The 20,840-nt window shown below is 70.6% G+C and carries 16 protein-coding genes; 4 read left to right on the forward strand and 12 right to left on the reverse strand.

What is annotated here, in order from left to right; all coding sequences use genetic code 11:
- Nucleotides 1-78: 78 nt before the first annotated feature.
- Nucleotides 79-2,397, reverse strand: a complete 2,319-nt coding sequence (locus tag ACFYVR_RS03800; protein WP_387469748.1) for a Tex family protein — start codon at nucleotides 2,395-2,397, stop codon at nucleotides 79-81.
- Nucleotides 2,398-2,533: 136 nt separating this feature from the next.
- Here ACFYVR_RS03800 and ACFYVR_RS03805 point away from each other — a divergent pair, with 136 nt between their 5' ends.
- Nucleotides 2,534-3,577, forward strand: coding sequence for a serine hydrolase (locus tag ACFYVR_RS03805; protein ID WP_387469750.1), 1,044 nt, complete (start codon nucleotides 2,534-2,536; stop codon nucleotides 3,575-3,577).
- Nucleotides 3,578-3,584: 7 nt separating this feature from the next.
- Here the strand turns inward: ACFYVR_RS03805 and trmD are convergent, their stop codons facing one another.
- From trmD to rpsP, 4 genes are read right to left on the reverse strand one after another with little or no spacing between them, the layout of a single operon-like run.
- Nucleotides 3,585-4,274: a tRNA (guanosine(37)-N1)-methyltransferase TrmD gene (gene trmD, locus ACFYVR_RS03810; protein WP_387469752.1), complete on the reverse strand. Its 690-nt coding sequence runs from the start codon at nucleotides 4,272-4,274 to the stop codon at nucleotides 3,585-3,587.
- Nucleotides 4,275-4,276: 2 nt separating this feature from the next.
- Nucleotides 4,277-4,804: a ribosome maturation factor RimM gene (gene rimM / locus ACFYVR_RS03815; RefSeq protein ID WP_387469754.1), complete on the reverse strand. Its 528-nt coding sequence runs from the start codon at nucleotides 4,802-4,804 to the stop codon at nucleotides 4,277-4,279.
- 4 nt (nucleotides 4,805-4,808) lie between these two features.
- On the reverse strand, nucleotides 4,809-5,051 hold the full coding sequence (locus ACFYVR_RS03820; RefSeq protein ID WP_387469756.1) for an RNA-binding protein: 243 nt from the start codon (nucleotides 5,049-5,051) through the stop codon (nucleotides 4,809-4,811).
- Nucleotides 5,048-5,512, reverse strand: a complete 465-nt coding sequence (gene rpsP, locus ACFYVR_RS03825) for a 30S ribosomal protein S16 (protein WP_387469758.1) — start codon at nucleotides 5,510-5,512, stop codon at nucleotides 5,048-5,050. The genes ACFYVR_RS03820 and rpsP overlap by 4 nt, the downstream gene beginning before the upstream one ends.
- 292 nt (nucleotides 5,513-5,804) lie before the next feature.
- Here rpsP and ACFYVR_RS03830 point away from each other — a divergent pair, with 292 nt between their 5' ends.
- From ACFYVR_RS03830 to ACFYVR_RS03840, 3 genes are all read left to right on the forward strand, one after another.
- Nucleotides 5,805-6,539 carry a DUF5336 domain-containing protein gene (locus tag ACFYVR_RS03830; RefSeq protein WP_387469760.1) on the forward strand — a complete coding sequence of 245 codons (735 nt, stop codon included), beginning with the start codon at nucleotides 5,805-5,807 and terminating at the stop codon, nucleotides 6,537-6,539.
- Nucleotides 6,536-7,315, forward strand: a complete 780-nt coding sequence (locus ACFYVR_RS03835; RefSeq protein ID WP_387469762.1) for an NADase-type glycan-binding domain-containing protein — start codon at nucleotides 6,536-6,538, stop codon at nucleotides 7,313-7,315. The genes ACFYVR_RS03830 and ACFYVR_RS03835 overlap by 4 nt, the downstream gene beginning before the upstream one ends.
- Before the next feature lie 81 nt (nucleotides 7,316-7,396).
- Nucleotides 7,397-8,152 (forward strand): DUF5995 family protein, encoded by a 756-nt coding sequence (locus ACFYVR_RS03840; RefSeq protein WP_387469764.1) that lies wholly within the window; start codon nucleotides 7,397-7,399, stop codon nucleotides 8,150-8,152.
- Between the two features lie 28 nt (nucleotides 8,153-8,180).
- On the opposite strand, the gene ACFYVR_RS03845 is transcribed toward ACFYVR_RS03840, so the two are convergent.
- From ACFYVR_RS03845 to smc, 7 genes are all read right to left on the reverse strand, one after another.
- Nucleotides 8,181-9,275 (reverse strand): amidohydrolase family protein, encoded by a 1,095-nt coding sequence (locus ACFYVR_RS03845; RefSeq protein ID WP_387469766.1) that lies wholly within the window; start codon nucleotides 9,273-9,275, stop codon nucleotides 8,181-8,183.
- A gap of 3 nt (nucleotides 9,276-9,278) precedes the next feature.
- Nucleotides 9,279-10,844: a signal recognition particle protein gene (gene ffh, locus ACFYVR_RS03850; protein WP_387469768.1), complete on the reverse strand. Its 1,566-nt coding sequence runs from the start codon at nucleotides 10,842-10,844 to the stop codon at nucleotides 9,279-9,281.
- Between the two features lie 73 nt (nucleotides 10,845-10,917).
- Entirely contained in the window at nucleotides 10,918-13,584 is a 2,667-nt protein-coding gene (locus ACFYVR_RS03855) for a [protein-PII] uridylyltransferase (protein ID WP_387469770.1), read from the reverse strand.
- Entirely contained in the window at nucleotides 13,574-13,912 is a 339-nt protein-coding gene (locus ACFYVR_RS03860; RefSeq protein ID WP_378423199.1) for a P-II family nitrogen regulator, read from the reverse strand. The genes ACFYVR_RS03855 and ACFYVR_RS03860 overlap by 11 nt, the downstream gene beginning before the upstream one ends.
- A gap of 5 nt (nucleotides 13,913-13,917) precedes the next feature.
- Nucleotides 13,918-15,294 (reverse strand): ammonium transporter, encoded by a 1,377-nt coding sequence (locus tag ACFYVR_RS03865; protein WP_387469772.1) that lies wholly within the window; start codon nucleotides 15,292-15,294, stop codon nucleotides 13,918-13,920.
- 192 nt (nucleotides 15,295-15,486) lie between these two features.
- Entirely contained in the window at nucleotides 15,487-17,001 is a 1,515-nt protein-coding gene (gene ftsY, locus ACFYVR_RS03870) for a signal recognition particle-docking protein FtsY (protein WP_387469774.1), read from the reverse strand.
- Between the two features lie 156 nt (nucleotides 17,002-17,157).
- On the reverse strand, nucleotides 17,158-20,763 hold the full coding sequence (gene smc, locus ACFYVR_RS03875; protein ID WP_387469776.1) for a chromosome segregation protein SMC: 3,606 nt from the start codon (nucleotides 20,761-20,763) through the stop codon (nucleotides 17,158-17,160).
- Between the last annotated feature and the right edge of the window lie 77 nt (nucleotides 20,764-20,840).

The raw sequence follows: 20,840 nt of genomic DNA on the forward strand, positions 1-20,840 counted from the left end.
GCGGGTGCGGCGGAGCCGCAGTGGTGCACTTACGGATGCCCGGCCGTCCGTTTGTGCACCACTGCGGCTCCGGCCGCATCAGCGGAAGCCCGCCTTGCGCAGCGCGTCGGCCATCGAGCCGTTGGCGGGACGCTGCTCCGACCGGCCGCCGCCCTGGCGCTGCTGCCCGCCCTGGCGCTGACCGTTCCCGTTGCCGCGATTCCCCTGACGCTGGCCACCCTGGCGCGGCCCGGACTGCTTGGGCGCGCCGGGCTCGTCGTCGAGGCGCAGGCTCAGGCCGATCCGCTGCCGCGGCACGTCGACCTCCATCACCTTGACCTTGACGACGTCGCCCGACTTGACGACCTCACGCGGGTCCTTGACGAAACTGCGCGACATCGCCGAGACGTGCACCAGCCCGTCCTGGTGGACACCCACGTCGACGAACGCCCCGAACGCGGCGACGTTGGTCACGACCCCCTCGAGCACCATGCCCGGTTTCAGGTCCGCGACCTTCTCGACCCCGGACGCGAACGTCGCGGTCCTGAACTCCGGCCGCGGGTCGCGGCCCGGCTTCTCGAGTTCTGCGATGATGTCGGTGACGGTCGGCAGGCCGAACCGGTCGTCGGCGAAGTCCTGCGGCCGCAACGACTTCAGCAGCGCGGTGTTGCCGATGATCTCGGTGACGCCGGTGCCGCTGGCGTCGACGATCCGCCGCACCACCGGGTAGGCCTCGGGGTGCACGGCCGACGAGTCGAGCGGGTCGTCGCCGCCGGTGATCTTCAGGAACCCCGCGCACTGTTCGAACGCCTTCGGGCCGAGACGCGGCACCTCCTTGAGCGCCCTGCGGGTGCGGAACGGTCCGTTGGCGTCCCGGTGCGCGACGATCGACTCCGCCAGCGACCCCGCGATGCCCGACACCCGCGACAGCAGCGGCACCGACGCGGTGTTCACGTCGACACCGACCGCGTTCACGGCGTCCTCGACGACCGCGTCCAGTGACCGCGCCAGCAGCGACTCGGACACGTCGTGTTGGTACTGCCCGACGCCGATCGACTTCGGGTCGATCTTCACCAGCTCGGCGAGGGGGTCCTGCAGCCGGCGCGCGATGGACACGGCGCCGCGGATGGACACGTCCAGGTCGGGCAGTTCCTGCGCGCCGTACGCGGACGCCGAGTACACCGACGCACCCGCCTCCGAGACCATCACCTTGGTCAGGTTCGCCTCGGGGAACTTCGAGATCAGATCCGCGGCGAGGGCGTCGGTCTCCCGGGACGCGGTGCCGTTGCCGATGGCGATCAGGTCGACACGGTGCTTGGCCGCGAGCCCGGCGAGGGTGGCCAGGGACTGGTCCCACTTGTTCGCCGGCTGGTGCGGGTAGATCGTCGTGTGGTCGAGGACCTTGCCGGTGGCGTCGACGACCGCGACCTTGGTTCCGGTCCGGAAGCCGGGATCGAGGCCCATCGTGGTGCGGGTGCCCGCCGGTGCGGCGAGCAGCAGGTCCTTCAGGTTCGCCGCGAAGACGTCGACGGCGTCCCTCTCGGCGGACTGCCGCAGCCGCATCCGGGTGTCGATCCCGAGGGTGACGGCCAGTTTCGTCTTCCACGCCCATCGGACGGTGTCGAGCAGCCAACGGTCGGCGGGACGGCCGCGGTCGGCGACGCCGAAGCGGGCGGCGATCCGGCCCTCGTAGACGGTCGGCTCGCCCGGAGCGGGCTCCTCGGTGTCCGGGTCGAGGGAGAGGGAGAGCACCTCCTCCTTCTCGCCGCGCAGCAGCGCCAGGATCCGGTGGGACGGTAGCTTCTCGAACGGTTCGGAGAACTCGAAGTAGTCGGCGAACTTCGCGCCCTCGGTTTCCTTGCCCTTGCGGACCGCCGACGTCACCTGTCCACGCCGCCACATCGTCTCGCGCAGTTCCCCGACCAGGTCGGCGTCCTCGGCGAACTGCTCGACGAGGATCGCCCGGGCACCCTCGAGCTGCTCGGCGGTGTACTCGGCGGGGTCTGCGGCGGGATCGGTCAGCAGTGCGTCGGCCACCGGCTGGTGCCCGGCCTCGCGGGCGATCTGGGCCTTGGTGCGGCGCTTCGGCTTGAACGGCAGGTAGATGTCCTCGAGCCGGGCCTTGGTCTCGGCCAGCATCAGTTGGCCCTCGAGTTCGGCGGTCAGCTTGTCCTGGGAGCGGATCGACTCGATCACAGTGGCGCGTCGTTCGTCCAGTTCACGCAGGTAACGCAACCGCTCCTCGAGCTGACGCAGCTGGGTGTCGTCGAGGGTGCCGGTGACCTCCTTGCGGTACCGGGCGATGAAGGGGACCGTCGCGCCTCCGTCGAGGAGGTCGACGGCCGCACGGACCTGCTCCTCCCGGACGTCGAGTTCCTCGGCGATACGCTGGTTGACAGGTTTGAGAGCTGAGGTCACGGCGATCGACCCTACCGCCCCTCCCACCGGAGCGGCGGGACGGACACCCGCCGGGTCGGCGGTACAGGACGCTCGCCGGGTCGGCGGTACAGGACGCTCGCCGGGTCGGCGGTACGGATACGGACAAGGAGTTCCGATGCGCAGGGCAGCGCTGGCGGTCGCAGCGGTCGTCGCGGTGGCGGCCACCGGTTGCACACTGTCGCCGCCTCCCGACTACGCGGACGAGCCCGTCCCGACCTCGTCGCCGTGGGCGGACCGGCAGCCGCCGCTGTCACTGCGCATCCCTCCCCCGATCTCCGACACGCCGACCGAGCCGGCGACGCCGACCACGTCCGGACCGCTCCCCTCCGACATCGCGGCCCGGATGAGCGCCGCACAGGAAGTCGCCGCCGGCCGGGGCGCAAACGTCTCGATCGCCCTGCTCGACCGGACCACGGGGGAACGGTTCGGGACCGGTGACTCCGAGATGATCGAGACCGCTTCCGTCGCAAAACTGTTCATCGCCGATGCACTGCTCCACCGGGACACGCCCCGGTCGGAGGACGAGGACGATCTGCTGCGCCGGATGCTCGAGCAGTCCGACGACGACGCCGCGAACATCCTGTGGTCCGACCTCGGCGACAACGCGATCGTCGAGGACGTCGCCGAGAGGTACGGTCTCGACTCGACCCGGGCGCCCTGGGACGGCAACTGGTGGAACACCGAGACGACGGCGGACGACCTCGTCGACTGGTACACGGGGCTTCTCGACGGGCGCGGCGGCCTGGACCAGACCGCGGTCGACACGATCGTCGGCCATCTGAAGGCCGCGTCCCACACCGCCGCCGACGGCTACGACCAGTGGTTCGGCATACCCGATGCTCTCGCCGACCAGCCGAACGGGCAGATCGCCGTCAAGCAGGGCTGGATGTGCTGCATCGACGGCCGGTGGGCTCACCTGTCCACCGCGGTCGTCGGTCCGGACGAACGGTACGTGCTCGTGGTCGCGGCGCGAGAGATCGTCGCCTACGACGACGATCCCGACAACTGGGAGTGGGACCGGGACCACGGCGACGAGCCGTACCTGGTACTGCCCGACACGTCCGTCGACTCCGCGGTGGACGACGCCAGCGCTGCGCATGCGCGCACCACGATGACCGAGATCGTCCGAGTTCTGTTCCCGGAGAACCGGATCGGCTGAAGCGCACTCAGGAGTCGTTGTCGGGCAGCAGATCCGGTCGACGCTCGGAGGTCCGCTGCAGCGACTGCTCGCGGCGCCACTTCTCTATCCTCGCATGGTTGCCGGAGAGGAGCACTTCGGGGACGTCCAGTCCGCGCCAGTTCACCGGGCGGGTGTAGCTCGGCCCTTCGAGCAGACCGTCGGAGAACGAATCCTCCTCGTGTGACTGCTGATTGCCCAGCACCCCGGGAAGCAGCCGGACCACGGCCTCGGCCATCACGAGCACCGCGGCCTCACCGCCGATCAGCACGTAGTCTCCGATGCTGACCTCCTCGACCCGCACCCGGCGGGCGGCGTCGTCGAAGACCCGCTGATCGATGCCCTCGTAGCGGCCGCAGGCGAACACGAGGTGCTTCTCCCGCGACCAGCGTTGCGCGGTCGCCTGCGTGAACGGGACGCCGGCCGGGGTCGGGACGACGAGCAGCGCCTCGTCGGGGCACACGGCGTCCAGGGCGTCACCCCAGATGGTCGGTTTCATGACCATGCCGGGGCCCCCGCCGTACGGGGAGTCGTCGACGGCCTTGTGCACGTCGTGCGTCCAGTCGCGCAGGTTGTGCACGCCGACGGACACCAGCCCCTTGTCGATCGCCTTGCCCAGCAACGCGGTTCGCAGCGGCTCGAGATACTCGGGGAAAATCGTGATGACATCGAGGCGCACGGTCACTCCGGGTCCAGAAGCCCTTCGGGCGGGTCGATCTCGACGTAGCCGCCGGCGACGGACACCACGGGGACGATCGCGGTCACGAACGGGATCAGGACTTCGCCGGTGTCGGTCCCGGCGGGACGCACGGACAGCAGTTCACCTGCCGCCGAGTGCAACACTTCCACGACGGTGCCGACGACGGTGCCGTCGCCGAGCCGCACCTCGAGGCCTTCGAGTTCGTGGTCGTAGAACTCGTCCGGATCGTCCGACGGGGGAAGGTCGGCGGTGTCGACGACGAACAGCATGCCGCGCAGTGCGTCGGCGGCGGTGCGGTCGTCGACACCCTTCAGACGCAGCAGAAGCCGCCCGGAGTGCTCCCGGGCGGCTTCCACCGTGTAATCGGTCAGTTTCCGATCACGAGGCTTACGGCCGTGCAGGACCGCACCGACGGCGAAGCGCAGCTCCGGCTCGTCGGTGCGGATCTCGACGGCGATTTCGCCTCTGATGCCGTGGGACTTGGCGACACGGCCGACGACGAGTTCCACCGATCTACTGATCGGTGTCGATCACGTCGACACGGATCCCCTTGCCACCGATACCGGTGACGAGGGTCCGCAGCGCGGTGGCGGTACGGCCACCGCGGCCGATCACCTTGCCGAGGTCGTCCGGATTGACGTGGACCTCGACGGTGCGCCCGCGACGTCCGGTGATCATCTCGACCCGGACGTCGTCGGGATTGGCGACGATGCCGCGAACGAGGTGTTCGACGGCGTCGGCGACAACGGCACTCACTTGTCAGCAGCCTCGGAATCCGCGGCGGCCTCGGCCTCGGCGGGGGCCTCGGCGGCCTCCTCGGCGTCCTTCTTGGCGGCCTTCTTCTTCGGGGTGATCGCCTCGGCGACCGGCTCGTTGTCGGCCTGCGCGAGCGCGGCCTGGAACAGCTCGAGCTTGGAGGGCTTGGCCTCCTTGGTCTTCAGGGTGCCCTCGGCGCCCGGCAGGCCCTTGAACTTCTGCCAGTCACCGGTGATCTTGAGCAGGTTCTCGACCGGCTCGGTGGGCTGGGCACCGACGCCGAGCCAGTACTGAGCGCGCTCCGAATCGATCTCGATCAGCGACGGCTCTTCCTTCGGGTGGTACTTGCCGATGGTCTCGATCGCACGGCCGTTGCGGCGGGTGCGAGAGTCCGCGACGATGATGCGGTACTGCGGGTTGCGGATCTTGCCGAGCCGCGTGAGCTTGATCTTGACAGCCACGATGGAACCTTTCGAATGGTCACGGCGCAATTCAGCGATGCGCAAGGCGTGCGCACCCGGTTTTGCGTTTGATAGGGGTGTTGTGACCGCCGCGCGGTACGGAACCGGAGACGGGCGAACAGCGGTCCATTCTGCCAGACGTGCAGACCGTAGGGCGAATCGCCACCCCGGCACGACCCACCCGGCTCACGACGCGCCCACGGCCCGATAGCCCACGGGCCCGCCCGGCATCTGCCTACACTCCGGTCGACGCGGGCCACGCGCCCGGTTCGACCACTCGAAAGGGGCAACGGTGTTGTCGACCTCGCCACCGTCACCGACCCAGCCGAGCACTCCCCCGTTCCCCAGTTTCGCCGACGGTCCCCCCGCACCCGAACGCGGTCGTGCGGTCGCCCTCGCCTCCGTGGTCGCGCTCCTCGGCCTGGCCGCGCTTCTCGTCGGTCTCGGCCCCTACCTGACCGCACACACGTCGGCGGGCGTGGTCACCGTCAGCGGATACGCCCTGCCGCAGGGTATGACGGTTGTGGCGGCCCTGCTGTTGGCCGGTCTCGTCGCGGGGCTGTCGACGCTGCCCCGCATCGCGCACGTCCGCGGAGCCACACCCGTCCTGCACGCGATCGCGACCGCCGCCTCGACAACCGGCGTCCTGCTCGCCGTCTTCCTCCTGATCGTCGTCGGCAACGTCACCACTCCTGCGGATCTGATCGGCAGCGCGGCCGACGGCACCGAATCGGTGGTGATCGGACTCGGATGGGCCGGCGTCACGGTCCTCGCGCTCGCGGCAACGCAGGCGGTCGTCGCATTCGTCGCCCTCGCCTACGACGTCGGTCTCGCCCAGGCGCGCCGCACACCGGAACCCGCCCACGAGCCGTTCCTGCCGCCGGAACCGACCCCTCCGGCGGACGCCGCACCGACCGCCGTGCTCGCCAGGACGGAGGTGCCGTCCGAGGCGGCCGAGACCACCCCGCTCCCGTCGCAGGCCGCGCCGACCACGACCGGGTCCGAGCCGAAAGCGGAGGGCACATGACCGCCAGCGCCCCTACCCCACCCCCCGGCCCACCCGAATCCGGCGGACCGCCACTGTCGGTGCGCGGCTGGCTCGTCGTGCTCACCGCGATCGCGGCGGTGCTGGCTGTGCTCGCCGGCGGCGGATGGCTGCTCAATCAGGCACTCGCCGACGACACCGGCACCGTCGCAGGCAGCGCGGCACCGGAGGAGCAGGGCGGGCTGTCCGGCGTTGACCTCGGCGATGGAAACGGTGTCGACTTCGGCGAGGACACCGAGACCGTCGCGGTCACGCCGACCGCGGTCCTGCCCACCTGCACGCCGCAGCCGCCCGCCGTCGACTCGACCGGACGCACCCACGCCTACGAGGCGGCGAACGTGGTGGACGGCGACGTCACCACCGCATGGCGCTGCAAGGGCACCCAGGGCCAGGTCCTCGCGATCAGCTTCCCCTGCACCGTGCAGTTGGCCACCGTCGGACTCGACCCGGGTCACGACAAGACCGATCCCGACGGCTCCGACCGGTTCGCGCAGAACCGCAAGGTCACGAAGGTGAAGTGGACGTTCGACGACGGCACCACCGTCGAACAGCGGCTCGAACCGCGTCGCGGCATCCTGACCGCCCCCGTCGACACCACCGCCCGCACCGCGACGCTCACCGTGCTCGAGACGATCGACGGTCAGCCGGTCACCAACCGCGCCGGCCAGCAGTCGGCACCGTTCAACGACGTCACCTCGATCAGCGAGATCCGGTTCACCGCCCGTGCCGGCGACGGCGGGGACGGCTGCATCGGCTGACGCGCCGGCGGTTTCGGGCGTGACGCACCGGTGTGGGACGTACGCTGACCAGATCGATGTCGGATGTCCGGGGGGTACGACATGCAGGCCACAACCATCGACGACGTGCTGTCCATCCTGTCCGGAATGGTCGAGACGACGAAGTCGCGGCGCGACCCGCTCGGGTACTTCGCAGCGCTGTACCGTCAGGTCACGATCGAGGTGAAGAAGGGGATCGACACCGGTCTGTTCGACGACGGGCCCCGCATGTCCCGATTCGACGCCCGGTTCGCCAACGCGTACTTCTCCGCTTACGACACCTTCGCCGCGGGTGGGCAGCCCAGCCGCGCCTGGCTTTTCGCATTCGAGCGCGCCGGGTCCGGGAACCAGATCATTCTGCAGAACCTCCTGCTGGGCATCAACGCGCACATCAACCTCGACCTCGCGGTGGTCGCGGGCACGACCTTCCGTGACACCGCACTGTCGGGTTTCCGCGCCGACTTCGACCGCCTGAACGACATTCTCGCGTCGCTCGTCCCGCAGGTGCGTGCAGTGGTCGAGACCTTCTCGCCACGCCTGGGCGAGCTGACACAGCTCGGTGGTGACAGCGCGGAGCTGGCCCTGCGGTTCAGCGTGGAGGCCGCCCGCGACGACGCATGGCGCGCCGCGACGGTGATCTCGATGACCCCGTCGGCGTTCGTGGGACCGGCGAGCGACGTACTCGACGGGAAGGCGAAGTTCCTCGGCAGGATCGTTGCCGACCAGCCCGAACCGGTCGCCACCGTGGTGCGGCACATTCGCGCCGCGGAAAGCACCGACGTCGCGGCGGTCATCACCGCACTCGACGCGATCGCGTAACCGTGACCGGCAACGCGGATCCGTCCCACTACGCGAAGCGGCCGCGCCTGGTCACGACCTCGCCGCGCAGCACCACCAGGTCGGGTTGCGCCAGCACCTCCGGCCCGGTGCGCGGATCCTGGTCGTAGACGACGAGATCGGCGGGTGCGCCGGGCTCGAGACCGGGATGACCGAGCCATGCGCGGGCGTCCCAGCACGCGGCGCCGAGCGCCGTCGTCGGGCCCAGCCCGACCGCGGACAGCGCGGCGACCTCGTCGGCGATCCGCCCGTGCCGGATGGAGCCGCCGGCGTCGGTGCCCGCGTAGATCGGGATCCCGGCATCGTGGGCGGCGCCGATCGTCGCACCGACCCGGGAGTGCAGGTCGCGCATGTGCGCCGCGTACACCGGGAACCGGGTCGCGGAGTCGGCGATCTCCGGGAACGTCGCGATGTTGATCAGGGTCGGCACCAGTGCGGTGCCGCGCTCGACCATCATCTCGATCGTGGACTCGGTCAGGCCGGTGCCGTGTTCGATGCAGTCGATACCCGCCTCGATCAGTCCGGGCAGCGCGTCCTCACCGAACACGTGCGCGGTCACCCGGGCACCTTCCCGGTGCGCCGCGGCGATCGCCTCCTTCAGGATCGCATCGCTCCAGAGCGGACGCAGGTCCCCGACCTCACGGTCGATCCAGTCGCCGACGAGCTTGACCCAGCCGTCGCCGCGCCGCGCCTGCTCGGCCACGGCATCCGGCAGCTGCGACTCGTCCTCGAGGTCGATCGGCAGCCCGCGGATGTACCGCTTGGCCATCGCCAGGTGCCTGCCGGCACGGATGATCCGTGGCAGGTCGCGGCGGTCGTCGAGGTGCCGCGTGTCGACCGGCGAGCCGGCATCGCGCACCAGCAGCACACCACGGTCACGCTCGGTCTCCGCCTGGGCGACCACTCCGTCGGCGTCCTCGTGTCCGCCGCCGTACCGGATGCCGATGTGACAGTGCGCGTCGACCAGCCCCGGGAGAATCCACCCGGTGTCGGTGAGCGGCCGGGCGCCGGGGATCGGGTCGGTGGAGAGGAGTCCGTCGTCGCCGATCCACAGTTCGACGTCCTGTTCGCCGGGCAGAGCCCGCCCGCGCAGCCGCAGCGCCATCGGCTAGTTCTTCGGCAGCTTGAGCTGGGACAGGTCCAGACCCTCGAGGCCGGGCGGCAACTCGTCGAGCCCCTTCGGCATCTTCGACAGGTCCATCCCGGCGGGCAGGCCCGGGAAGCCCCCGGCAGGCATACCGGGGAAACCGCCCCGTACCTTCGGTGGAGTCGGGCCGCGACCGCCCTTCTTGCCCTTCTTGCCCTTCTTGGAACGCTGGGTGCGGGCACCGGGCATGCCCATCCGGCCGGCCATCGCCGTCATCATCTTGCGGGCCTCGAAGAACCGGTCCACCAGCTGGTTGACGTCGGAGACCTTCACGCCGGAACCGTTCGCGATCCGCAGCCGGCGGGACGCGTTGATGATCTTCGGGTTGGCGCGCTCCTGCGGCGTCATGCCGCGGATGATCGCCTGGATCCGGTCGAGCTGCTTGTCGTCGACCTGCGCCAGCGCGTCCTTCATCTGCCCGGCACCGGGCAGCATGCCGAGCAGGTTGCCGATCGGCCCCATCTTGCGGACGGCCATCATCTGCTCGAGGAAGTCCTCGAGGGTCAGCTCACCGGACCCGATCTTCTGCGCCGCGGCCTCGGCCTGCTTGGCGTCGAAGACCTGCTCGGCCTGCTCGATCAGGGTGAGCACGTCGCCCATGCCGAGGATCCGGCTCGACATCCGGTCGGGGTGGAAGACGTCGAAGTCGTCGAGCTTCTCGCCGGTGGACGCGAACATGATCGGCTGGCCGGTGATCTCGCGGACGCTCAGCGCGGCACCACCGCGTGCGTCGCCGTCGAGCTTGGTCAGCACGACACCGTTGAACCCGACGCCGGACTGGAAGGCCTCGGCCGTGTGTACGGCGTCCTGACCGGTCATCGCGTCGAGGACGAACAGCACCTCGTCGGGCTGGACGGCGTCACGGATGCCCGCCGCCTGCGACATCAGTTCCTCGTCGATGCCGAGACGACCAGCGGTGTCGACGATGACGACGTCGTAGTGCTTGGCCCTCGCCTCCTCGACACCACGTCGTGCAACGTCGACCGGGTCGGCGGCGGACTGGCCGAGTTCGTTCTCACCGCCACCGATCGAGGTGCCGGGGTGCGGCGCGAAGACCGCGGCCCCGGCACGCTCGCCGACGATCTGGAGCTGGCTGACCGCGCCGGGACGCTGCAGGTCACACGCCACGAGCAGCGGGGTGTGCCCCTGCCCGGCGAGCCACTTCGCCAGCTTGCCGGCCAGGGTCGTCTTACCGGAACCCTGCAGACCGGCCAGCATGATCACCGTGGGCGGCGTCTTCGCGAACTGCAGTCGCCGCGTCTCGCCACCGAGGATCCCGACGAGCTCCTCGTTGACGATCTTGACGACCTGCTGCGCCGGGTTCAGTGCACCGGAGACCTCGGCGCCCTTCGCGCGCTCCTTGATCCGCGAGATGAAGGACCGGACCACCGGCAACGCGACATCGGCCTCGAGCAGGGCGAGCCGGATCTCCCTGCACGTGGCATCGATGTCGGCGCCGGACAGCCGGCCCTTGCCGCGCAGGTCCTTGAGAGCACCTGTCAACCTGTCGGAAAGGGATTCGAACACCGATCGGGCTCCTGGCTGGTCGTGGACCACGCGAAACGGTCTGGGCGTGGCTGAGGGAACGTTGCGCCCCAGCCTAGCCGCTTCCGGGCGCGCCCCCCTCCTCCCCGTCCTTCTTCGGCGGCGGTGGCGCGGGCACGACCTCGAGAATCGCCGCCTCGAGCTCCTCGCGCGTCACCCGGGAATCCGAGTGACCGAGGTTCAGGCAGAACGCGTCGACGACCGAGTTGCCGAGCGTTGCCACCTTCGCCCACCGCACGTCGGCGCCGTACCGCTCGAGAACGGTCGCCAGGCGGCACAGCAACCCGAGCCGGTCCTCGGTGCGCAGCTCCACGATCACCTGTCCGTCGACCGCCGTCTCGAACCAGATCAGGCGCGGCGGAGCCTGCGCGTACTGCACGGGGACTCCGGTGGACCCGAGTTCCAGCGCCGCCTCCTCCTTGGCGACGCGTTCCTTCTCCTCGAGCAACGCGATCAGATCGAGCTCACCCGCGGTGGCCCGGATCAGTTCCTGCCGCAGCAACCCGGCCTGCGGCGGCGCACCGAACCGCGGTGACACGGTGAACGAGTTCACCGCCGCTCCCCCGTGACTGCCCACGGACGCCGAGAGCACCCGCAGCGAGTGCAGGGCCAGCACACCGGCCGCGTCGGACAGCAGACCCGGCACGTCCGGAGCAATCACCGTCACCGTGTAGGTGTGCGGCCCCTCCGCGGGCGTGAGCATCACGTGCACGCCGCCCTCCGCGGCGAGCGCGGCGTGCTCCGGGTCGATCGGATCCGGCTCGGGCAGCGGTTCGCCCGCCATGACCAGCCGGCACCGGCGGACCAGTTCCCCGATCAGCGACGCCTTCCAGTCGCCCCACACTCCCGGACCCGTGGCCAGCGAATCCGCCTCGGCCAGCGTGTACAGCAGTTCCAGCAGGATCGAGTCGTGCCCGAGCGCGTCGGCGACCATCTGCACCGTCGCCGGGTCGTCGAGGTCCCGGCGCGTGGCGGTCTCCGGCAGCAGCAGGTGGTGCCGGACCATCGCGCTGAGCACCGCGACGTCCGACGGCCACAGTCCGAGCCGGTTGCCGATCTGGGTGGCCAGTTCGGCGCCCACGACGCTGTGATCGCCGCCGCGGCCCTTGCCGATGTCGTGCAGCAGCGCGCCCAGTACCAGCAGATCCGGTCGGGTGACGCGAGTGGTGAACGCGCTCACCTGGACCGCGGTCTCGACCAGGTGACGGTCGACGGTCCACGTGTGCACGGCGTCGCGCGGCGGCAGGTCGCGCACCGCACCCCACTCCGGCAGGAGCCGGCCCCACAGTCCGGTCCGGTCCAGCGCCTCGATCACCGCGGCCGTCCGCGGCCCCGACCCCAGCAGCACCAGCAGGTCGGCGAGGGCCTCCTTCGGCCACGGTTCCCGCAGCTCCGGCGCGCTGTCCGACAGCCTGCCCAGCGTCGACGACGACATCGGCATCCCGGTCTGCGCCGCGGCGGCGGCCACCCGCATGATCAGGCCCGGATCCTTCGTCGGCTTCGCGTCCCGCGCGAGCACCACCTCGCCGCCGTGCTGCACGACACCCTCGTCGAGCGGTCGCCGCACGGGTACCCGGCGCAGCCGGGACAGTCCGCGGCGCGGCAGACCGTTCGCGGCCGTCCGCAGCCCGACGTCGACCGAGTAGCTGATCGTGCGCGCCGAGTCGCTCAGGGTCCGGGCCAGGTCGAAGCGGTCGCCGATCCGGAGCGCGGCACCGATCTCGTCGGCGTCCTGGGCGCGCAGCTGATCACGCGCCCGCCCGGCGACCCGGTGCAGTTCGGTGCGGACATCGAGCAGCCTGTCGTGCGCGGACGCCATCCCGCCGCCCGGGGCGTCCGGTCCGAGACCGGCCGCGACATCGGCCACCTGGGCGATCGCCAACGCGTCGAGCAACTGCACGTCCCGCAGACCGCCGCGCCCGTTCTTGATGTCCGGCTCGGCCCGGTGTGCGATCTCACCGCTCCGCGACCAGCGGGCCCGAGTCATCTCGACCAGCTCGTCGAAACGCGCCCGGATCCCGGTCCGCCACTGCCTGCGCACCCCGCCGATCAACAGGTTCGTCAGTTCCGGGTCACCGGCGATGTGCCGGGCCTCGAGCAGCCCCATCGCGGCGGTCAGGTCGGTCGAGGCGACCTGCAGTGCCTGCGGCACCGTGCGCACACTGTGATCGAGCTTGATGTGCGCGTCCCACAGCGGATACCAGAGCCGATCCGCGACCTGCGAGACGACGTCGGGATCCATGTCGTCGTGCAGCAACAGCAGATCGAGATCCGAGTAGGGCAGCAGTTCACGACGGCCGAGTCCGCCCACCGCCACGATCGCGAATCCACTGTCGGGTTTGATGCCGAGTTCGGCTCCCTTGGTGGTCAACCAGAACTCGTTGAGATCGACCAGAGCCTGCCGCAGCGCCGGGGCATCGAGCCTGCGGGTGCGGGAACCGCCGTCCAACAATTGTTTCCGGGCACGGACCAGATCGTCGGCGGCGACGATGTTCTGCGAAGTGTGCATGTTCTTTCCCCCGGCGGCGGGCCGCTGAATTCCTGAAGCGGCGGGCCGCTGAATTCCTGTAGCGGCGGGCGGCTGAATTCCTGTAGCGGCGGGCGGCTGAATTCCTGAAGCGGCGGGCGGCTGATTCCCTGAATACGGGGGCGGCCCCGACCCCGCCGACACAGCGACGGGATCGGGGCCACCAGATCCGGACCCAGTCGGGTCAGAGCGCATCCGCACCCCGTTCGCCGGTGCGAACGCGGATGACGGACTCGACGGGGCTGACCCACACCTTGCCGTCACCGATCTTGCCGGTGCGGGCGGCCTCGACGATCACCTCGACGACCTTGTCCACGGCGCTGTCGTCGACGACGACCTCCACGCGGACCTTCGGCACGAAGTCGACCGAGTACTCGGCTCCCCGGTAGACCTCGGTGTGGCCCTTCTGACGGCCGTAGCCCTGGACCTCGCTGACGGTCATGCCCAGCACGCCCGCCTGTTCGAGTCCGGTCTTGACGTCCTCGAGAGTGAACGGCTTGACGATTGCGGTAATGAGCTTCATTGAATTCATGCCTCCCTGACGGACGTGCGCACCGGTGCCGAGTGTGCCGAACCCACCGACGACGCGCCGCCGAGCGCGGCGAAGTCGTAGGCGGTCTCAGCGTGCTCAGTATCGTCCAGGCCGCGGGCCTCGGCCTCGTCACTCACCCGCAGACCGATCGTGAACTTCACGATGAACGCGACGATGGTGGTTGCGACGAGCGAGTACAGGAGCACCGCTCCCGCACCGACCGCCTGACGCCACAGCTGGTCGAAGCCACCACCATAGAACAGGCCGTCGACTGCCGCGGGGGCCTCCGCCGTCGCGACGAAGCCGACCATGAGCGTGCCGACGATGCCGCCGACGAGGTGCACACCGACGACGTCGAGGGAGTCGTCGAAGCCGAAGCGGTACTTCAGTCCGACCGCGAGGGCGCAGAGCGCGCCGGCGACGACACCGATGGCGAGGGCGCCGACCACGTTGACCGAGGAGCAGGACGGCGTGATCGCGACGAGGCCCGCGACGATGCCGGACGCACCACCGAGGGTGGTGGCGTGACCGTCACGAATCCGCTCGACGAGCAGCCAGGCCAGCATCGCGGCGGCGGTGGCGATCAGGGTGGTGACGAACGCGGCGCCGGCGATGCCGTTGGAGCCGACCGCGGATCCGGCGTTGAAGCCGAACCAGCCGAACCACAGCAGCCCGGCACCGAGCATGACGAACGGCAGGTTGTGCGGGCGGAACGGGGTGGTCGGCCAACCGCGACGCTTGCCGAGGACGAGCGCGAGCACCAGGCCCGCGATACCGGCGTTGATGTGCACCGCGGTGCCGCCTGCGAAGTCGATCGCCTTGAGCTTGTTCGCGATCCATCCGCCGGTCTCGGCGGTGACGCCGTCGAACGAGAAGACCCAGTGCGCGACCGGGAAGTACACGATGGTTGCCCACAGTCCGGCGAACAGCAGCCACGGACCGAACCGGAGGCGGTCCGCGACGGCACCGGAGATCAGTGCGACCGTGATGATCGCGAACATCGCCTGGAAGGCGACGAACACGGTTGCCGGGATGGTGCCGACGAGCGGAATCGCGGCCGCCGCCCCCGTGTCGGCGTCCGCCAGGTAGGAGCCACCGAACAGACCCTTGAGTCCGAAGAACTGGAACGGGTCGCCGATCACACCGCCCTTGTCCTCACCGAAGGCGACCGAGTAACCGTAGAGCGCCCACAGCACGCCGACGACACCCATCGCGCCGACGCTCATCATGATCATGTTCAGGGCGTTCTTCGCGCGGACCATGCCGCCGTAGAAGAACGCCAGTCCGGGCGTCATCAGCAACACCAGCGCGGCGCTTGCCAGCATCCACGCGGTGTCACCGGCGTCCGGTGCTCCGATAGTCGGGAATTCCACCTTGTGCCTCCTCCTTCGTCACGTCGTCCGCTGCTCGCGGCTTTTTCGACTTGAAGAGAAGACTGCTCACTCGGTGTTTCTTCCGTGACGCTCCCGCGTTTCGCTCGAGTGAACGCATCCCGGCCATGTGTTGCATTCAGGTTTCACGACGAGAACCGCGCACAATCGGAGCCCGTGAGCCCCGGCCGGGCCTCAGCCGAGGAGCGCGTCGACGAACGCCTCCGGCTCGAACGGTGCCAGGTCGTCGGCGCCCTCGCCGAGCCCGACCAGCTTCACCGGGACACCGAGTTCGTGCTGGACCTGGAACACGATGCCGCCCTTGGCCGTGCCGTCGAGCTTGGTGAGCACCACTCCGGTGATGTCCACGACCTCGGCGAACACCCGGGCCTGCACGAGCCCGTTCTGCCCGATCGTCGCGTCGAGCACCAACAGCACCTCGTCCACCACGGCCCGCTTCTCCACCACCCGCTTGACCTTGCCGAGCTCGTCCATCAGACCCGACTTGGTGTGCAGGCGGCCGGCGGTGTCGACGATGACGACGTCGACACCGGTGTCGATGCCCTTGGTCACCGAGTCGAAGGCGATCGCGGCGGGATCGGCGCCCTCCTTGCCCCGGACGACCTCCGCACCCACCCGTTCCGCCCAGGTCTGCAGCTGGTCCGCCGCCGCGGCCCGGAAGGTGTCGGCGGCGCCGAGCAGCACCCGCCGTCCGTCCGCGACGAGCACCCGTGCGAGCTTGCCGGTGCTGGTGGTCTTGCCGGTCCCGTTGACCCCGACCACCAGCAGCACACCGGGCGTGGCGTCGTGGGGCAGCGCCCTGATCGACCGGTCCATCTCCGGGTGCAGGGCCTCGACCAGGACCTTGCGCAGCATCGCGCGGGCCTGCGCCTCGGTCGTGACCGTGCCCGCTGCGATCTCGGAGCGCAGCTTCCCGACGACCTCCTCGGTGACCGCGCTGCCGAGGTCGGCGATGATCAGGGTGTCCTCGATCTCCTCCCACGAGTCCTCGTCGAGGTCACCACCGCCGAGCAGACCGAGCAGGGACTTTCCGACCGCGTTCTGGGACCGCGCGAGCCGGCCCCGGAGCCGGTCGAGGCGCCCGGCGGTCGGGGCGATCTCCTCGACGACCGGGGCGGCCACCTCGGGTTCCGCGGCGACCGGCGCGGCGGCCGGCTCCTCGACCACCGGCTCCTCGACCACCGGCTCCTCGACGACCGGGATCTCGGCGGGTGCGGCCTCCTCGACCGGCGGCGCCGACTCCGCGACCGGCTCCGCGACGGCGGACTCCTCCGCAACCGGCTTCTCGACGACCGGCTCCTCGACGACCGGCTCCTCGACGACCGGGGCGGTCTCGGACACCGGTGCCTGCGGAGCCTGCTCGACGACGGGCGATTCGGCCGGAGCCTGCACGACCGGCTTCTCGACCTCGACCGGCTTCTCGACGAGGGGCTTCTCGACGATCTTCGGCTCGACCGGTTTCGGCGCCGGCGCGGGAGGCGCAGTCGTGGTCCCACCCTCGCTGAAGCTGAATCCGCCGGCTGACTTGTAGCCCCCGGATCGGTCCTTGGCCTCACCGAGCGCCTCGGGCTGGTCGGCCTTCGGCGTCAGGCTGACCTGCCGCTTCCGGTACAGCACCGTGCCGACGACGAGTGCGACGATGAGGACGGCCAGTACGGCGGCGATTGCGATCCATGCTCCGGTAGTCACCGGGACATACTCTCAGGCCGCAGCGATGCCGGGGAACCACGTCGAACCCCGCGCGTCGGATGTCCGAAGTACCACCGGTCGACGTGCCCACCCGGCGGCATCCCAGCCCCGACCGGACGGCGCCGTCCAGGCGCCGGTGCGCGTGCCCGGGCCGGGCTACTCCGCCGCCGTCTCGGGCAGCGCGAGGTCGTGTCCGCGCAGCCGCTGCGAGATGACCTGGGTGATGCCGTCACCGCGCATGCTCACGCCGTAGAGGGCGTCGGCGATCTCCATCGTGGGCTTCTGGTGGGTGATGACGATCAGTTGCGACCTCTCCCGCAACTGCTCGAACAGGCGGATCAGCCGACGCAGGTTGGTGTCGTCGAGTGCCGCTTCGACCTCGTCCATCACGTAGAACGGGGACGGCCGGGCCCGGAAGATCGCGACGAGCATCGCGACGGCGGTCAAGGACTTCTCGCCGCCCGAGAGCAGCGACAGCCGCTTGACCTTCTTGCCCGGTGGCCGCGCCTCGACCTCGATGCCGGTGGTGAGCATGTCGGTCGGGTCGGTGAGCACGAGCCTGCCCTCGCCGCCGGGGAACAGTGTCGCGAACACCTCGCCGAATTCGCGTTCCACATCGGCGTAGGCCTCGGTGAACACCTGCAGGATGCGGGCGTCGACGTCGGCGACGACGCCGAGCAGGTCCTTGCGGGCGGTCTTGACGTCCTCGAACTGGGTGGACAGGAAGTTGTACCGCTCCTCGAGCGCCGCGAACTCCTCGAGTGCGAGCGGGTTCACCTTGCCGAGCGTGGCGAGGTCCTTCTCGGCGCGTGTGGCCCGACGTTCCTGGGACGCCCGGTCGTACGGCATCGGGGTCGGAGCGACGACGGCCTCCCCGCGGTCGCGGGCCTGTTCGTACTCGGCGATCTCGAGCGCCGACGGCGGCAGTGGAACGTCCGGCCCGTACTCGGCGATCAGGTCGTCGAGGCCGATGCCGTGCTGCTCGGTGATCGCGGCCTCGAGCTGCTCGATCCGGGTCGCGGCCTGGGCGCGGGCGATCTCGTCGCGGTGCACGGTGTCGGTGAGTGTGGCGAGTTGCGCCGTGTACTCGCGGACCCGTTCCTTGACGATCTCGACCTGCTCGGTCCGTTCGGCGCGCTGCCGGGTGAGCTCGTCGCGGTGGGCGAGCGCCGAGGCGACGACGGTGTCCAGGTGCGCGGCGACCCGCGCGCCGGACTCGGCGACCGCCGCCGCCACGGCCGCGGCGTTCCTGCGCGCGGCCATCGCGCGCTGCGCCCTCGCCCGCGCCTCCCGCTCGGCGCGGGCCGCGCGGCGCAGCGAATCCGCCTTGCCGCGAACGGATTCCGCGCGTTCCTCGGCGGTGCGCAGCGTCAACCGGGCCTCGACCTCGACCGCGCGGACCTCGGCGAGCGCTGCTGCGGCGGCGTCCCGGTCGGTGCTGTCGGTGCCGGTGTCCTCCCCGTCCGACTGCTCCCGGCGGGCCAGCGCGAGCCGCTCCTCGAGCTCCCGCAACGCCGTCACGGCCTCCTCGCGTCCGCTCTCGGCGGCGGTTCGCTGGGCGGCGAGACGATCCGATTCGCCGTGGGCGGCCCGCGCGAGCTGCCCCAGCCTGCCGAGCTGCTCGTAGATGGCGGACATCGCCGCGTCCGACTCGTGCAGCGCCGCCAGTGCCTGCTCGGCCGTCTCGGTGCGGTCCGCCTGCTCGGCCAGCGCGCCGGCCAGCGCGGCGGCCAGCTCGTCGGAACGGCGCCGCGCGTCCGCGAGCGCGTCCCGTGACGCGTCGATCGCCGACTGCACCTCGAGCGTGGACGGTTTGCGGTCCGACCCCCCGACCAGCCAGCCGGCGCCGGCCAGGTGTCCGGCGCGGGTCACCGCCCGTGCCCGCGGACGCACCGCGACGACGGCGGCCGCCGTCGCGAGATCGTCGACGACCAGGACGGACCCGAGCAACGCGGTCAGCGCCGCGCGGAGCGCCTCGGGATGGTCGACCACGTCGAGAGCCTGCCGCGCGCCCGTCGGCACCGGGTCCGTGTCCGTGGGTTCGGGGGCGGCGCCCGCGACGACCAGCGCCGCTCGACCCCCGTCGGCCTCCTCCAGCGCCAAGAGCGCCTCGCGGGCGGCGTCGGCACTGTGCGCGGCGATCGCCTCGGCGGCAGGTCCGAGCGCGGCCGCGATCGCGGTCTCGTAGCCCGGTGTGATGCGCAGCTGACCGGCGAGCGGCCCGATCAGGCCGTCCCCGGTGTGGTGCTCGAGGAGCCAGGCCGCGCCGTCCTTCTGCTGCAGGCCGATCGCCAGCGCGTCGATCCGGGCGTGCAGCGACGCGACCTCCTGACCGGCCGCCCGTTCCGCGTTCTGCAGCTCGGTGACGCGGGCCGTGGCGGCGTCGAGGGCCGCCACGGACCGTTCGTGGTGCGAATCCAACCCGAGTTCCCCGGCGTCGAGGTCGTCGATCTTCTGCTGGACCGTCTCGAACTCGGCCTGGGCGGCGTCACCCCGAGCCCTGGCCTCGTCGATCGCCACCGTCAGCCGGGCCACCTCGGCGTCCACCGATTCGGCGCGGGTGCGCAGGGTGTCCACCTGACCGGCCAACCGTGCCAGGCCTTCTCTACGGTCGGCGACGGCACGGACCGCGGCCAGGTGCGCGCGCTCGGCGGCGGCCGCGGCTTCCTCGTACTCGGCGAGCTGTTCCTTCGCGGCGTCGAGGGTCGCCCGGGCGATCTCGACCGCCTCCTGCAGTTCTCGTTCCTCCGCGGCGACGCGGTCGGCCTGGGCCTCGAGGTGGTCCGGATCCTGGCCGCGGTGCTCGGCCGGCTCGCTGTCGAGGTGCCGGGCGCGTTCGCCGGCGATCCGGATCGTCGCACCCACCCGTTCGGCGAGCGCGGACAGCCGGAACCAGGTCTGGCCGGCGGCCTCGGCGCCCGGAGTCAGTCGCGCGAGAGCCTGCTCGTGGGCACCGAGTTCAGCCGACGCGACCTCCAGTTCGGCCTGCACCTGCTCGAACCGGGCCCGCACCATCGCCTCCGACTCGGCCTGCGATGCGAGTTCCGCGCGGCGGGTGACGAGGTCGTCTGCGGCCAGGCGCAGTCGCGCGTCCCGCAGGTCGGCCTGCACGGTCTGCGCCCGACGGGCCACCTCGGCCTGCCTGCCGAGTGGTTTGAGCTGGCGGCGCAGTTCCGCGGTCAGGTCCGTCAGGCGGGCCAGGTTGGCCTGCATCGAGTCCAGCTTGCGCACCGCCTTCTCCTTGCGTTTGCGGTGCTTGAGGACGCCCGCGGCCTCCTCGACGAAGGCGCGGCGGTCCTCGGGCCGGGATTCGAGGATCGCCGCCAGGCGGCCCTGCCCGACGATCACGTGCATCTCGCGGCCGATCCCGGAATCCGACAGCAGTTCCTGCACGTCCATCAGCCGGCAACTCGACCCGTTGATCTCGTACTCGCCGGCGCCGTCCCGGAACATCCGGCGGGTGATCGAGACCTCCGAGTACTCGATGGGCAGGGCGCCGTCGCTGTTGTCGATCGTCAACGTCACCTCGGCGCGACCCAACGCGGCGCGGCCGGCGGTACCGGCGAAGATGACGTCCTCCATCTTGCCGCCGCGCAACGCCTTTGCGCCCTGCTCGCCCATCACCCAGGTCAGGGCGTCGACGACATTCGACTTCCCCGAACCGTTGGGACCGACGACGCAGGTGATGCCGGGCTCGAACCGCAGAGTCGTGGCGGAGGCGAAGGACTTGAATCCCTTCAGCGTCAGACTCTTGAGGTGCACAGCGGTGAGGGTACGGGACCGCACCGACGGATTCGGCCAATGAAACGGTCACCCGACGCGTCGGTGACCGGGCACCA

Source organism: Rhodococcus sp. NPDC003318 (assembly GCF_042879035.1).
In the GTDB taxonomy this organism is placed as follows: Bacteria; Actinomycetota; Actinomycetes; order Mycobacteriales; family Mycobacteriaceae; genus Rhodococcus_G.